Origin of the sequence: Rhizobium laguerreae (assembly GCF_019778565.1) — a bacterium.
Taxonomy (GTDB): domain Bacteria; phylum Pseudomonadota; class Alphaproteobacteria; order Rhizobiales; family Rhizobiaceae; genus Rhizobium; species Rhizobium laguerreae.
The window spans coordinates 173,025-187,188 of the sequence record NZ_JAAXQT010000013.1 but is presented as its reverse complement, the minus strand read 5'-3'; the positions used below and the strand labels follow the sequence as shown (position 1 = coordinate 187,188).

Sequence of the window (14,164 nt, the reverse complement as noted above, 5' to 3'; positions counted from 1 at the left end):
CGTTATCGATTCGCCTTCTGGGGATTATAATGAAGGACTCGTTCTTTTGAGGCACCAAACCCTTGAAATGAAGTCGAATGTCGGAAATCAATCACTATCGAGCGAAACGGCAAAACTCTCACGCGCATGCCACGTCAAAACGTGGCCTTTACCCCGAAGAAGATCGACGTCGTCTGAAAATTCGCCCCGGCCGCATCCCGTCGCCAGGCGGAGCGTGTGCCATCCTTAGTGTGCTCGACTTGCGTTTCCCCGCGGCTGTTAAACACCCGCTGGAACGAACCGGACAGATCGAGCGAAATAGCTGGCGTCATCGCGTAGTCAAGGGCAACAGTTGCGCTGAGTGTCGGCGCTGGATTGATGTCATCATGAAACCGGACATACTTCAGCCAATGGTCGTCGGTGTCTTTGATGCCGAAGCTAAAGCCAGTCTGAAGGTCGCCGCTGATGGTAAGATCGCCAATGTTGTATTTGCCGCTCAGGCTGAGGAAGCCAATCGGAATCTGTTGCTGATAGCTGATGCCTCTTTCCCGGTCTGGAACCTTCCAGGGGTTGTTTCGGAAGCCACCCCCGAACGAATAGATGCCCGACCCGCCATAGGCGGTCCACTTGACATCGGTATACTGGACACCGGCGCCGACCGTGATATTGGTGGTTTCGTTTCCGTCGATGATCCGCTCCAACTGGATCGCTACGGCGACATCGTGACCGAGTTCGGTAAGGGGATGAATTGAGCGGCGGCTCCAGTCATCGTGCCCGGAACTGTCCCAGTCGTAGTCAACCATGTGAGCGGTGCCGCCGGTGCCGATTTCGATGCTGCTCTTTACGTTCCAGTCGTTGTCAATCTGCGCGTCCACACCAACAGTGAAAAGGTTTATCCCCTTGCTTTCCCAGTTCAGCTGGCTGTTCTTGTGGTCGCCGTCATAGACAAATTCCTGAGCCTTGATGTTGGCGAGGCCGAGTCCGCTAAAAACGACGAAATTGCCGTCGTCGAAGGAAGACCGAGCGTTGTTTGCGGCGGCCAATGATGGGGTGGCCGCCAGTAAACAGAAAGTGATTGCGGATGTGGTAATGATGCGCTTCATCAACTGACTGCGTGTTCCGTCTGGTGCCTCCGTCTTGGACCTGAGCTTTGTCGGCTCAGATCGGCTTTGTGTGGTGTCAGAGTTGTCCGCTGCACAAGCCACTGGTGTTGATGGATCGGTGTCCCCGTGCCGCTGCAAGGCTGGGTGCGTCGTCCCCGTCAGGGAACGGAAATAATCGCAGAACATCCCTTGTCCTTTGCTGGAGTTGATCAAATTGCAGGACTGGGGAGCTCGGCAAATTTTCCCCTGAGCCACACCAAGAGCCCGCAACAAAACTTCTCGCGTGTAGTTGGTCCGGGTCTGCAGCAGATATGATAAGGCCTTCTCTTTCAGACCGCCCGGTAGCTCAGTCGAATTTGCGTTGGTGCTCGGACGGGTTCGAAATCGGCTGTGGCAACAGCGAAATGGTCCCCATTGCCCTCGCGCTCGACTGCTGTGACCGTGAGGCCATTGCCCATGTCGCCATCACTGAAGGCATCAAAGGCGAAGATGTTCAGGACCCTATCATCACGGCCGTCGAAAACCGTTTCGCCCGCATCAATACCCTTCCTAAGCCCCATCGAATGTGACAATGGCTCGTGCTTTATTGCGACATACACGAAATCGCTGCTGCTGGATATCCGTTAACGAGGCCGAAATAGTCGATCAACATGATCGTCAACTGCTCACCGCGCCTTACTTGAAGGTCGGCGCGAGGCCGCCGGAATCCCCGTCGCTGAAGCGGATGATGCGCACCTCGTCCTGGAAATCGGCGCAGGATTGCCGCCAGAGCGATCCCGGCCAGACCAGTTCCACTGAGGCGTCGAGCGGCCGGTAGACGGCGGTGTATAGCGTGCCGCAGTCATGTCCGTAGTGTGTCTGATAGGCGGGGGGCCGCTGGAAGCCGGAAAGAACGTCCTTGATACTCGCTGAGGCGGGCAGCAATTTCTCCACCGCCGCCTCGCGCTCGACCGATTTAGTGGTCTCGGCGTGCCACGCCCATTCCACGCCGTGTTGGTGGTTGGTGCTGACGCGACGCTCCACCACTTCCGCTGGGCGATCCGGATTTACATAGACCGTCGCGTAATTTCCCTTACGGTCGATCAGCGCGACGGAATAGGACATGTGCACGGGAATATCCCGGAGCATGGCAACGGCTGCGGCCGTGGTGTTCGCAAACTCCAGCACGTAGCGCAGCACAACCGGCATGCCGAATCCCTGCCCTACGGCTGTGCGCCCGCCGAAGGCGAGCGAGACCGCCAGCCCGTCCTCATTGATGCCGTCGAGCACGCCCCACAGGCAATCGACCACCGCGACGACGCGCTTGCCGTTGAAGCGCGACGCGAGCCAGGTGCCTTCGAGAAGGCGCGGGCTGTAGTCATAGTTGCGAATGAGCGACGGCTCCGCACCGGTCACGATCGCCTGCGAACAGCCGCCCACGTAGAAGGGCGGGCACCACATGGATAGGAAGCGGGCTTCGAGATCACCGCCGCCGGTCGTCTCCACGATGGCCTCGTAGGCCGGCAGCAGTTTCGGCATATGTGTCCGCATTGCATTGAGGCTCACGGAATAGGTCGGGCGCGATCGGACACCTTCGCGCACGAACCAGCGGCTGTAGGCAGGCCAATGGCGATCGAACACCCGGCGCCATTTGGGACCGGGTACATCTTCGTTTATAGCTTCGAACTTGAAGTCCATGGCGTCCTGCAGAATCTTCAACGGAACGGCTCCTTCTCTTCGTCGCACTGGATTTCGGTAACCGGCTTGCTGGCATAGAGGCGCTTGATGCCCGTGATCCAGTTGCGGGCGCGCTCGTTCAGCTTGAATTCGTCGTCCATCAGCCGCCCCCGCACGATCAGGGCGCCGAGGTCGACACCCTTCTTTAGGGGGTCGCCGCGGCCGGTGAAGCGCATGAAGAGAGCCTCCTCATCGCTCTTGATCGCCTGCCGGTGATGGTCGAAGCGGTCGTAGGACACGCTGCAGTCCAGCGCCATGCGGTAAATGCCCGTCGCCGGTGCATCAGTAATGATTCCGTCGACGTCCTCGGTGCACTTGAGAATCAACTGCGACCAGGAATCGATGAATTCCTCGCGTGCCCAACGATCATTCAGTTCCTCGACGCCGATGTCGTACTCGATACCGAGAAATTCCATTAGGTGAAATAGGAAGAGCGGCGCATCGGCATAGGCAAAAGCGGCTTGGTTTGTCAGCGAGCTTGCGCCGGATATGCGCGGATTGAGCTCGCCGAGATAGACTTCGTTGTTCTCATCGATAAGCAAATCGAGGTTGAAATAGCCACGATAGCCCTCCTCGCTCAACTGGTTGCCGAATCGGTAGGCCATGTCGCGCGCCTTGGCGCGGACCTTTTCGGAAAAGGCTCCGGCGAAGATTTCATTGCCAGCCCAGCCGCCCTTGTAGGGCGTCAGCTCCGGCTTGCCGACGACTTCGGTCATAAGTGGGGCGACTAGCGTGCCGGAGGCCGTGGCGCAGGCCTCGATGGTCGCGCTGCGGCAGTTGATGCGCTTCATGATCTTAACCTCGTTCTCCGCGGAAATTTTCGCGGCGTGACGGTTGTAGTCATCCTTGCTGGCGATGAAGAAGGTCGTCTTGCCGCTGTCGCCGAACGCGGTCTGCACCACTAGGTCGGCGCCGAGACCAGCCTTTCTCGCCGAACAACGAAGTTCCTCATAGGTGCGGGCGGGGCCCAGCGTGTTGGGCACGGAGGGCACGCCCGCCTTGTTGCCGATGCGCACGGTCTCCATCTTGTCGTCGCAGCGCTGACGCAACTTGGCCTTAGGATGCCAGACCTCGATACCGCGTTCTTTGCAGATTTCTTCGGTCTTCTCATCGAACATCAGGAAGACGGCGACCGGGCGACCGCCGCGCCTGGCGATATAGTCGATCACTTCCTTGTGCTGGAGCAGGTGGTTGTTGATGCCCTCGATGGTCTTGAATTGGGCATTAGGAATTTTGGAGGGAACGAAGACGTTTGGATGCCGCCCATCGTAGCAGTCGATGTAGCAGATGGACGTGAAGCTCCCCACCCATTCGTCGATGCCCATCAAATTGAAATTCGTCGCGGAGATGAAATAGATCGGACGCTCGTTGCGGCGCATGACGAGGCGCAGTTCAGAAATATTGCTAATGCGCTTCACGATTGGCCCTCGTTTCTCTTCGAGTGTTCTCGCGGTTGGTTGCCCTTCTTTTTCTTTCTTCTTCGACATACCCTGCTCCTGATGTGCACACTTCCGGAAATTTCGATCGCCGTTTAGGCATGGAGGAGATGAGCCAAGACTGTCGAGATAGGCGGGTTCTCCGCCATTCTTGTAGGTCGAGAAGGCGACGTTGCAGTCGCGGAAGGACTTAAGCGCCGCCTGGCCGGGGCCGTTAGCACGCCCCGGAAATTGGGAGGAAGTGTGGTTCGATCCGTTAACGCATACGCGCAGATGTGGCTTGGCGCATGACAGATGAGGAAACCCATGTATTCGACGGAGCATACTCAAGACGCGCCTCCATGCTCGGGAGGCGACTTTTGTGCGTTCGCAATTCTGGTAAGCGTTTCCTCCCTGAAAACCCGTAAACCCCGTTTCCGCCGGAAGCCGTGTATTTCGGGAACATCGAGCGCGCGCAGATATTGCAGTATCGCCGGACTAATGATCTGGCCCCACACGAGAATGGCGGAGCCTGGCGGGTAAGGGGTGACAAGACTCGCAGAGACCAGCTCGCGGTCCCCGGCAATGGCGCGTTCGGCTTCGGTGAGGGGGAGATATTCCCAGTTTGCAGGGTCTTGTGACAAGGAACGTGCCGTGCGTATGTCACCGTCTCGGGTTCCCAGGTTAATAGCAGAGTCCATCGCGCGGAACGCCGGATGGAAGGCGGAAAAGTTCGGTAGTGACGGCTGTTCATGAGTCAGTGAGTTAACTTGTTGATCGTGGATGCTTCGCTCGCGTGTGGAAAAATCGCGCACTTTTTCGTCTGTCTCGCGAGCGATCTTCTCCAGCACTCCGATCAAATGGGCAATTTCGGAGCGTGTACTGCCGATATTCACGATGAACAGCACAGTGTTGCGCGTGGTCTTGTTGATCTGGATTTCGTGTTCATTCATCAGCTTGTGCTTGAACGTGTCGCCACTGAGGCCTGTCGCGCTGATATCGATCGTTACGCGCGTCGGGTCGAGCACAAATTCGTCAGCCGTCTCGAAATTGCTCGAACCCGTCTTCTCGTCGAAATATGATTCCGCGGTCGACTCGCGATATTCCCGCGGCACGAGATCGTCAACGCCGAGGACCCGGAAATACTTCTTCAGCAGTGGAGGGCGGGACAACTCCTTGCGCAGCCTTATGGCGAGTTCGCGGGTGCGCTTGACGAGGCCGTAGCCTTCCATTTCCACCTGACGGCGGCCGACGTCGAGCGACGCAAGGATCTGGTAGTTGGATGAGGTCGAGGTGTGCATCTTATAAGCTTCGTCGACGGCCTCCTCGGTCTTTTCCTTGAGCTCCTGATCCCAGATGTGAATCATTGACGCCTGCCGCAGTGCCGTCAGCGTCTTGTGCGTTGACTGGGTCGCATAGACCCGCACCCGCGCCTTCGAGGGATCCGCCAGGAGGCGCGTGTTCAGGAGCCTTTCGTCGTCCTCCCAGGCCTCGGTGTTGAACACGCGGAGCGAGTTATAGCGGGCGGCGTAGTCAGAATCCTCTAGCATCGCTGAAAGCTTGGCGGCGCTCCTCATCGCCGTGTGCTTCCGGTATGTCGGATGCGAGTAAGCAAAGGCGAACCAGGCCTCGTCCCACAGGAAGATGAGATGCGGCGCGATCGCTAGGCACTCCATCATCACGCGATCTACGTTATAGACGATGCCATCGAAGGTGCTGTTGGTGAGCAGCAGCAGACGAACGCGGTCGAGCATGCCGGCGTGCTTGTAGGCAAGAAGGGTCCGCTTCAATTCCCGCACGGGCACTCCGCCATATATGGAATAATCGTTCAATGGATAGGGATCCAGATAGCTGACCCGCGCGCCCGCCAGCGCCAGTCCGTAATGGTGTGACTTGTGGCAGTTTTGGTCGACCAGCACCACGTCGCCTGGCCTGACAAGCGCCTGCACCACGATCTTGTTGGCCGTCGAAGTGCCGTTGGTGACAAAGAAGCTGCGCTTGCCGCCAAAGGCACGCGCGGCATATTCCTGAGCAAGCCTAAAGGGGCCGTCCGGCTCAAGCAGGGAATCCAGTCCGCCCGAGGTAGCGGAGGTCTCCGCGTTGAGCAGGTTCATTCCATAGAACTGCCCAAAATCGGAGATCCAGTTCGCATTTGTGATCGACTTGCCGCGGGAGACCGGCAAGGCGTGGAAGTTGCTTACCGGCCGTTCGGAGTGGTTGCGCACGGCATCGAATATGGGCGTGTGGTAGCGCAGCGCGACTCCGCGTATGATGGAAGGATAGAGTTCGGCGCTGTCCTCCTTGCCGAAGAAGACGCGCTTGAAGGTCTCGGCGGTGCGCGCGGCGATTTCCTCGACATTGCCGTCGGTGACGAGATAGAGATCGAGCTCTGGTCGAAACTCCGCAATCAGGCGGCCGAGCATCGGGCCGCGCTCAGATTCCGGAACGGCCTCGATGTCCGCATCCAGCCCCTCGAGTCCCCAGTGCGACGTGGCCAGATGACGGTCCTGGGAGCGGAGGGGCAACCCGTTGCGAATAACCACGGCTTGGATCTCGGTGTTGACGCGCGTCTCGTGTAACGCGTCCTCGACGCTTCGCACGAAGACGGTGCGAATGACGAAATCGTCATTGACGCTGCGTTTGCGCTGCAGGTGACGGCGTATGGCCTTCTGCTCGGCCGCCGAATGCGTGCCGACAATCAGTACCACTACATCTGGTCGGGCTGCCATGCTTGGCGTTCCTTCATGTGTTCGAAGCAATGAGGATGCGGAGGTCGTTCCGCTGCCTCGCAATAGCTCACAAGATTCGTGCCAAGCAGGCCGATCGAGATGACGAACAATAATTCGCTGCGATTTCAGGTATGTGGGCGCAAAAATGCGGGATTGAGAACAGGAACGCTTGTCACGTAACCGACAAAGGTAGCGGCAAAGCCGCAACTCATGACGTACCCCAATTCAATGGGCCATTTGGAATTTGCCAATTAAGATCCCCGACGGGGAGAAGTAAGGTACTCGGCGAAGGCCTCGAAAATAACGACCAGATCATTCGTTCTGAAGCTGGCGAAGGATGGGACGCCACTGAAACGCCGAACTTTTTGAACGATCTACGCCGGGCGGGGTGCCCGTGAAGAAGCAGCTAGGCTACTTGGATCGTGCCGCACGCCGTGTTGTCACGAGTGGCGCATTCCTCGTCGTCTAAGGGGCATGATTGCTGACCGCGTGCGCGGTGGCGAGAGCTTCGTTGACATCACTGCTACTCTCACAATGGATGTTAACCCTATGCCGGGCTCCAGACGCAACGTCAATTACGTCTTCCTTGTGAAGTGGATCGCTAGCCGTGGCGTAGTCGAAGCGACATGGCGCTTGATCATCGGCGGAAACAGCGCTTTGCGGCAAGTGATCAGATTTAGCCGGCATCTATCGCATCCACCGTCCGCGGTCGGCGGTATCGTGCCCTGGAAGGGCTTGTTGCGCAGAAGCGCCTTGCCAGGACCGCCGGCGTTCCCTGCATCGTCAGCCGCGGCGAGACGCTCGAGGTCGAGGATTCCTTGCCGCGAACCTCCAGCGCGTCGGCCTTCATCCCCTCGACCAGTTCCGCGCCTTCCAAACCCTGCGGGAACAAGGGCAAACCCTGCTGCAGCGTGTCGAGCTCTTTCTCCGCCTCAATCGTTACATCAACGCCGTTCTGATCGGCTGGGCGAGCTACCGTATGATCAGATGAACAAGCCGAAGCCATTTGATCTGACGCGACTTGCTACATTGAGCCAGCGCCATCCTTCAGACGCATGACAACAATCCGGCATTGTCGTCACCTTTGTCAGATCAGCGACAAAGGCTACCTCCTCGCATCGCGCGCCTTTTCCGCCCATATAACTGGAATAGCAGGGAATTATTGTTCGTCAGCTCAATCGGCCTTCTTGGCACGAATCTTGAGAGCTATTGCGAGGCAGCGGATCGGCTTCTGCATCCGCGTTGCGAGATAACCGCATCATGAAGGAACGCCAAGCATGGTAGCTCTGCGTCAGATTTTATGGAAAGGGCGGATTTGGCAAGTCCACTACGTCCCAAAACACGCTAGCGGTCTTCGTGGACAATCACGTACCACGGATACCTGTGATCATCCGAATTGGGGGAACGCTCAATGAGCCACGACACCATGTTGCATCGGGCCCAGGCACGTCTTGCTGATGCGGCCAAGCACCTCAACATCGACCCGACAATTCTTGAAAAGTGGGAGTCCCCGAAAGAGACCACGCAAGCCCGTCTGACGATCCAAATGGACGACGGTTCACACAAGCACTTTCTGGCCTTTCGCTCCCGCTATGACGATACCCGCGGTCCAACCAAGGGCGGCATTAGATATCACCCTAGTGTAACGGCAGATGAAATAGAGACGCTCGCCCTGCTGATGACTGTCAAGTGCGCACTGGCGAACCTGCCATTTGGTGGCGGCAAAGGCGGCGTCCAGATTGATCCTCACCCTCTCTCCAAGACTGAACTGGAGGGGCTTGCGCGTGGCTATGTCCGTTGCTTTTCCCATGTCATCGGGCCCAACCGCGACATCCCGGCGCCCGACGTCAACACCAACTCAACGACCATGGCATGGATAGCGGACGAATACGCTTTTATCGTTGGCGAATGGACGCCGGGGGTTACCACCGGTAAGCCAACCAGCCTTGGTGGCTCGCTTGGCCGTGATGATGCGACGGCCCGTGGCGGCTATTATCTCCTCCAATATATGGCGAAGCACATCGGTTTTACTCCGGGTGCGCGAGTGGCGATCCAAGGCTTCGGCAACGCCGGATCTCACATGGCGCAGTTGCTTGAATCGGACGGATGCAAGGTCGTAGCTATATCCGATTCAAAGGGTGCAATCGTTTGCAAGACGGGCATCGATATCAAACAGCTGAATGCTGCTAAAGAACGCAACGGCTGCGTTACCAGCTTCGCGGGTTCAAACGGTGTCTCGAAAATTGCTGCCGACGAACTGGTTTCGGTCGATTGCGACCTGCTCGTTCTGGCGGCCATGGAGGACATGGTCCACGCGGGTAACGCTGCCAATGTAAAGGCTCCGATCATTCTCGAACTCGCCAACAGCCCGATCACGGCGGAGGCCGATGAGATCCTCAAGAGCAAGAACTTCGTGGTCCTTCCGGACATTCTCGCGAATGCGGGTGGTGTCATTGTCTCTTATTTCGAATGGGTACAAAACCGCCAAGGGTACTACTGGTCCATCGAGGACATACATGCCCTGCTGAAGACGAAGATGGAAGAGGAGGGGGCCGCAATTTTGGCGCTTGCAAAGGACAAGAACATCACCCTGCGAAGCGCTGCCTACGTCCACGCGCTCTCACGACTTGTAGGCGCTATCTATTGAGTAACAAGGCACACAGCAATTCTTTGTCAACCGATCGAGGAAAGGACACCAACACGAGCCACCGCTGCGCGCGCGCAGCGGTGGTGGTTCCAAATAAAAATGCAGTCAGGAGTCCAGAGGAGAATTGTTAGATGGCATATTACCTCCGCAGCCCTGTCGACCGCAGCCAACGCCCATTGTTGGTTGAAACGCTGAATCGGCCGTACACGCTAATCCGAAACTCAAAGGCTGATCACGGCGACTCCGCAGGTCGGTGTCAAAGCTTGGTGATGACAGCGGAACTGATAAAATCCATCAAGCCCCACTCAACCTGTTCATCGCTCAGGAAGAGTAATCCGCTGCTCGAATTTACGCCGAATGAGTGGGGCGACGAGTCATCCAAACCTTCTCGTGCGGGATGTCCCGACGCTCGGTCATTTCTATTCGTGGACCGCTTCCAATGCCAGACATACGGTTTTCCCTCGGTTCATAGCCCGATTGATTGACGCGATTATTTCGTCTCCCGCTTGGGCTGTGCCATCCAGCTCTTTATTTTGGGGACCGGTTGCCGAACACGGAGCCGGGCGATTAAAATGACTCTCAAGAATCTTGATTTCCGGGCCGGTGCTTATCACCATGTGCTCGGCTTTGTTTTCCATCATTGGCGCCATCGGCCTGTATTGGTGGGCATCATCATCGTGCTGGTCATTGCCAGCACGCTGGCCGAAGTCATGGTGCCGGTGTTTTCCGGCCAGATCGTCGATGCCATTGCCGGCAGCAACGCGGCTGACCGGGCGCTGCGCGCCTTCGGCGTCGTCGTGGCACTCGGCCTCACCAGCGTGGTGCTGCGCTGGTTCATCTTCAACGGCATTATCCGGCTGACGCTGCGGACCATGGCGGATGTGACGAATAACGGTTTCCACAAGGTGCAGCGGTTTTCGACCGACTGGCACGCCAACAGCTTTGCCGGTTCGACGATGCGCAAGATCACCCGCGGCATGTGGGCGCTCGAGCAGCTCAACGACCTGCTGCTGATGGCTCTTCTGCCGTCCATCGTCGTGCTGGTAGGCGCCAGCATCGTGCTCGGCAGCTACTGGCCGATCATGGGCCTGATCGTGGCTGCGGGGTCGCTGATCTATATCGGCGTGACCGTGGCGCTTTCCATGGGCTTCGTGTCGCCGGCGGCAAGGCTTGCCAATGCCTGGGACACCAAGCTTGGTGGCGCGCTGGGGGATGCCATCAGCTGCAATTCGGTGGTCAAGGCCTTCGGGGCCGAGAGCCGCGAAGAGGGACGTTTGCGCCACGTGCTGACCAAATGGGACAGCCGGAAACGTCGGACATGGAAGCGCGAGATATTGAGCAGCACGATCCAAGGCTCCATGATGGCTTCGATGCAGGTAGGTATTCTGGGAACGGGCCTGGTCATGTGGCAGCAGGGGCTGGCGACACCCGGCGACATCACCTTCGTGCTGGCCATGTCCTTCGTTTTGCAAGGCCATCTGCGCGATGTCGCCCTGGTAATTCGCAATCTGCAGCGTGCCGTCAACGACATGGAAGAACTGGTGCTGCTCGATAAGATGCCGCTTGATATCAAGGACAAGCCCAACGCCAAGCCTATCAAGATTGGCGAGGGCGAGATCGTCTTCGATCGCGTCACCTTCCAGTATGGTGCTGATCCCACCCCGCTTTATGAGGATTTTTCAGTCACCATCAGGCCGGGTGAGCGCGTGGGCCTGGTCGGGCATTCGGGCTCGGGCAAGACGACGTTCGTCAAGCTCATCCAGCGCCTCTATGACGTGAACTCGGGCGCGATCCGCATCGACAGGCAGGATGTCGCACGCGTCAAGCAAACCAGCCTGCGCGGCCAGATCGCCATCGTGCAGCAGGAGCCCATCCTGTTCCATCGCACGCTGGCGGAAAACATCGCCTATAGCCGGCCGAACGCCTCGCGACGCGAGATCGAGCAGGCGGCAAAACAGGCCAGTGCCCACGACTTCATCATGGACCTTCCAAAGGGCTATGAGACGCTGGTGGGGGAACGCGGCGTCAAGCTGTCGGGCGGCGAGCGGCAGCGTGTGGCCATTGCCCGTGCCTTCCTGGCGGATGCGCCGGTGCTGATCCTGGACGAAGCGACTTCAAGCCTCGACAGCGAGAGCGAAGTGCAGATCCAGCAGGCTATGGAACGCCTGATGAACGGCCGCACGACACTGGTGATCGCCCACCGGCTGTCCACGGTTAGAGCGCTGGACCGGCTGCTGGTCTTCGACAAGGGAAAGATTGTCGAAGAAGGCGACCATCAGACGCTGATCAGGCTCAATAACGGTATCTATCGCCGGCTGTTCGAACGGCAGGCGCTGGAACTGACCAAGGGTCTGGTGGCGTGAACCGAAACACGACAGCGCCGCGCGTCTTTTCAGACGCGCGGCGCTGTAGCACTTTGAATGGCTGCATGATTTTATCTCTAAATCGATTCCGATTTCAGGAATTATGCAGCGCAGCCGATGCAGACCTTAAGTCCTGCGACAAAGGAAATAACGGCGCTCTGGCTCGCGGCGCGCTTCAACGGCAAGCGTGTCGTCGCGGTGGTCGATTGCCTGTGGGGCGTGCTCGACGGCATCAATGAGGACGGGCTGGCGGTCTCGCTCGCCTTCCGCGGGCGCACAGCCGTGGGGCAGGGATTCGAGATGCCGATTGTGCCGCGCTACGTGCTGGGGTTTGCCAACACCACGGCCGCAGCCGTTGCCATGCTCCGTGATATTCCCGTGCACATGTCCTGTTCCATCGCGCTGATCAACCGTCACGGAAACCACGCGACCGTCTATGTAGATCCGAGTCACCCGGCGGAAGTCATGGAGGGTCGCGTCGGGGACCTTCGAACAATCCATGGCCGGCTTCTTGCGCCGTCATCTTTGGCGGCGGAGGCGCCGGGGCCAGCGAGGCACGAGCTTAATGTTACACTTACAACTTTTGTATTGACATAAGTTAGAAAGATACCGTAACCTCTGCCTCGTGCCAAGGCACAAGAGAAATATCGGGAGGAGAACAAGATGAATTCCTTTAGCGGATTCCGCACGCGGGCTCCGGGTGCGGTGCTGCGCAGCAGTGCCCTCGTGGCCATGGGTTTGTGTTGGGCCGTTCCGGCCTTCGCCGACGATGTAATCCGCGTCGTTTCGCCTTACCAAACTACGACGCTTGATCCGATGCGCTCCGCGGCGGCCGGTAATATCGAAACCTACGGCCAGCTTTATTCGCGTCTGCTGCGCCGGAACTCTGAAACCGGCGCGCTCGAGCCGGGGCTCGCCGAGAAATGGGAGATTTCGCCGGAAGGCAAGAGCTACACCTTTCATCTGCGCGATGCCCAGTTCTCGGACGGTTCGCCGATCACGGCCGCCGACGTGGCCTTCAGCCTCAACCGTATCCGGAGCGACAAGAGGTCGGCTTATCCTGCACCGCTGGGGGCCGTGGAATCTGTGACCGCCGCCGATGCGAAAACCGTGTTGATCACGCTCAAGTCGGCCTTCGCGCCTTTTCTTGGCAACGCGGAAATCTGGAACATGGGCATCGTCTCGAAGGCCGATGTCGACAAGCGCGGTGAGGAGGCGGCTTTCGCCACGGTCCCGGTTACCTCCGGCCCCTATGAAGTCAAACAGTGGAAGCCGAACGAGAAGCTTGTTCTCCAACCCAATCCGCACTATTGGCGCAAGGGCTATCCGAAGTCGGACGCCACGGTCGAGCTGATCGAGATCACATCGCCCGAAACCCGCATCGCCATGCTGAAGGCCGGCGAGGTCGACGTGGTGCGCGCGGTGCCGTGGGCGCAGATCGACGAGCTGAAGGCGGCCGAGTCGGTAGATATGCGGCTCGAGCCTTCGACCACGATTTACATGACTCTGCTCAACCACAAACGCGAGCCCTTCTCCAATCTGAAGGCGCGGCAGGCAGCCAGCATGGCGCTCGACAACAAGGCGATAGCCGCAGCCATTACGCGCGGCTATGCCGAACCGGCGAACACCACGCTGCCGGGCAGCGTCGATTTCCATGACAAGGATTACCCCGGGATTCCGCACGAGCCCGCCAGGGCAAAGGAGTTACTGGCCGAATCCGGCATGGCGGAGCGCGAGGTAAAGATCCTGGCGACCGCCGATGCGCCGGCGCAGCAGACGGCACTGCTGATCCAGGCCCAATGGCAAGCGATCGGGTTGAAGCCTGTGATCGTCAACGTCGATGGCGCCGCGTGGTGGGATGCCACCGGCAAGGGCGATTACGACGCTGCTGCCAACTGGTGGTACAACGAAACCCCCGATCCTGACCTTGCCGTCCGCTGGGCCGTGTGCGGATCCTGCGGCTCGAACTCCTATAACACGTTCTATGCGAACGCGAAGGTTGACGCGCTCGTGGAGCAGGGCACCAAAGAGGCGGATCAGGCCAAGCGTGCGGAAATCTACAAGACGATTCAGAAGATCACCACCGAGGAGGTGGCGCAGATCCCCCTCTATTATGCGCCAAACGCGGTTGCTTATTCCAAGCGTCTCCAGGGTCTAAAGCTGACGCCGTCGCTACAGTGGACGCTGGAAGAAGCCTCCATCGGCCAGTGAG

The 14,164-nt window shown here is 58.5% G+C and carries 8 protein-coding genes and 2 pseudogenes; 6 read left to right on the top strand and 4 right to left on the bottom strand.

The annotated features are described in order from the left end of the window. Positions 1 to 134: 134 nt before the first annotated feature. Complete coding sequence (locus tag HFO71_RS31920) at positions 135 to 1,082, bottom strand: omptin family outer membrane protease (protein ID WP_245007032.1); 948 nt, start codon at positions 1,080 to 1,082, stop codon at positions 135 to 137. Between the two features lie 341 nt (positions 1,083 to 1,423). Between HFO71_RS31920 and HFO71_RS31915 the strand changes: the two are divergent. Further along, positions 1,424 to 1,703, top strand: a pseudogene (locus HFO71_RS31915) (DDE-type integrase/transposase/recombinase); the annotation flags it as partial. A 54-nt stretch (positions 1,704 to 1,757) separates the two neighbouring features. Here HFO71_RS31915 and HFO71_RS31910 read toward each other — a convergent pair. The 3 genes from HFO71_RS31910 to HFO71_RS31900 form a co-directional block, all read right to left on the bottom strand. Continuing rightward, positions 1,758 to 2,780, bottom strand: coding sequence for a C45 family autoproteolytic acyltransferase/hydrolase (locus HFO71_RS31910; RefSeq protein ID WP_206112007.1), 1,023 nt, complete (start codon positions 2,778 to 2,780; stop codon positions 1,758 to 1,760). Then, complete coding sequence (locus HFO71_RS31905) at positions 2,777 to 4,216, bottom strand: biotin carboxylase (protein ID WP_221978150.1); 1,440 nt, start codon at positions 4,214 to 4,216, stop codon at positions 2,777 to 2,779. Before HFO71_RS31905 ends, HFO71_RS31910 begins: the two co-directional genes overlap by 4 nt. A gap of 344 nt (positions 4,217 to 4,560) precedes the next feature. Beyond that, complete coding sequence (locus tag HFO71_RS31900; RefSeq protein ID WP_221988875.1) at positions 4,561 to 6,942, bottom strand: aminotransferase class I/II-fold pyridoxal phosphate-dependent enzyme; 2,382 nt, start codon at positions 6,940 to 6,942, stop codon at positions 4,561 to 4,563. Positions 6,943 to 7,631: 689 nt separating this feature from the next. Between HFO71_RS31900 and HFO71_RS36060 the strand changes: the two are divergent. From HFO71_RS36060 to HFO71_RS31875, 5 genes and pseudogenes are all read left to right on the top strand, one after another. Further along, a pseudogene (locus HFO71_RS36060) lies at positions 7,632 to 7,837 on the top strand (hypothetical protein); the annotation flags it as partial. 516 nt (positions 7,838 to 8,353) lie between these two features. After that, positions 8,354 to 9,589 carry a Glu/Leu/Phe/Val family dehydrogenase gene (locus HFO71_RS31890; RefSeq protein ID WP_221978148.1) on the top strand — a complete coding sequence of 412 codons (1,236 nt, stop codon included), beginning with the start codon at positions 8,354 to 8,356 and terminating at the stop codon, positions 9,587 to 9,589. A 572-nt stretch (positions 9,590 to 10,161) separates the two neighbouring features. Next, positions 10,162 to 11,952, top strand: a complete 1,791-nt coding sequence (locus tag HFO71_RS31885) for an ABC transporter ATP-binding protein (RefSeq protein WP_168337852.1) — start codon at positions 10,162 to 10,164, stop codon at positions 11,950 to 11,952. A 117-nt stretch (positions 11,953 to 12,069) separates the two neighbouring features. Beyond that, positions 12,070 to 12,549 (top strand): carcinine hydrolase/isopenicillin-N N-acyltransferase family protein, encoded by a 480-nt coding sequence (locus tag HFO71_RS31880; protein WP_245007031.1) that lies wholly within the window; start codon positions 12,070 to 12,072, stop codon positions 12,547 to 12,549. Between the two features lie 108 nt (positions 12,550 to 12,657). Beyond that, positions 12,658 to 14,163 carry an ABC transporter substrate-binding protein gene (locus HFO71_RS31875; RefSeq protein WP_312886410.1) on the top strand — a complete coding sequence of 502 codons (1,506 nt, stop codon included), beginning with the start codon at positions 12,658 to 12,660 and terminating at the stop codon, positions 14,161 to 14,163. Position 14,164: the final 1 nt, after the last annotated feature.

What these genes read in the sequence shown, in the direction of transcription:
- HFO71_RS31920 (WP_245007032.1), bottom strand. Translation starts at nt 1,082, where the DNA reads ATGAAGCGCATCATTACCACATCCGCAATCACTTTCTGTTTACTGGCG.
- HFO71_RS31885 (WP_168337852.1), top strand. Translation starts at nt 10,162, where the DNA reads ATGACTCTCAAGAATCTTGATTTCCGGGCCGGTGCTTATCACCATGTG.
- HFO71_RS31900 (WP_221988875.1), bottom strand. Translation starts at nt 6,942, where the DNA reads ATGGCAGCCCGACCAGATGTAGTGGTACTGATTGTCGGCACGCATTCG.
- HFO71_RS31890 (WP_221978148.1), top strand. Translation starts at nt 8,354, where the DNA reads ATGAGCCACGACACCATGTTGCATCGGGCCCAGGCACGTCTTGCTGAT.
- HFO71_RS31880 (WP_245007031.1), top strand. Translation starts at nt 12,070, where the DNA reads ATGCAGACCTTAAGTCCTGCGACAAAGGAAATAACGGCGCTCTGGCTC.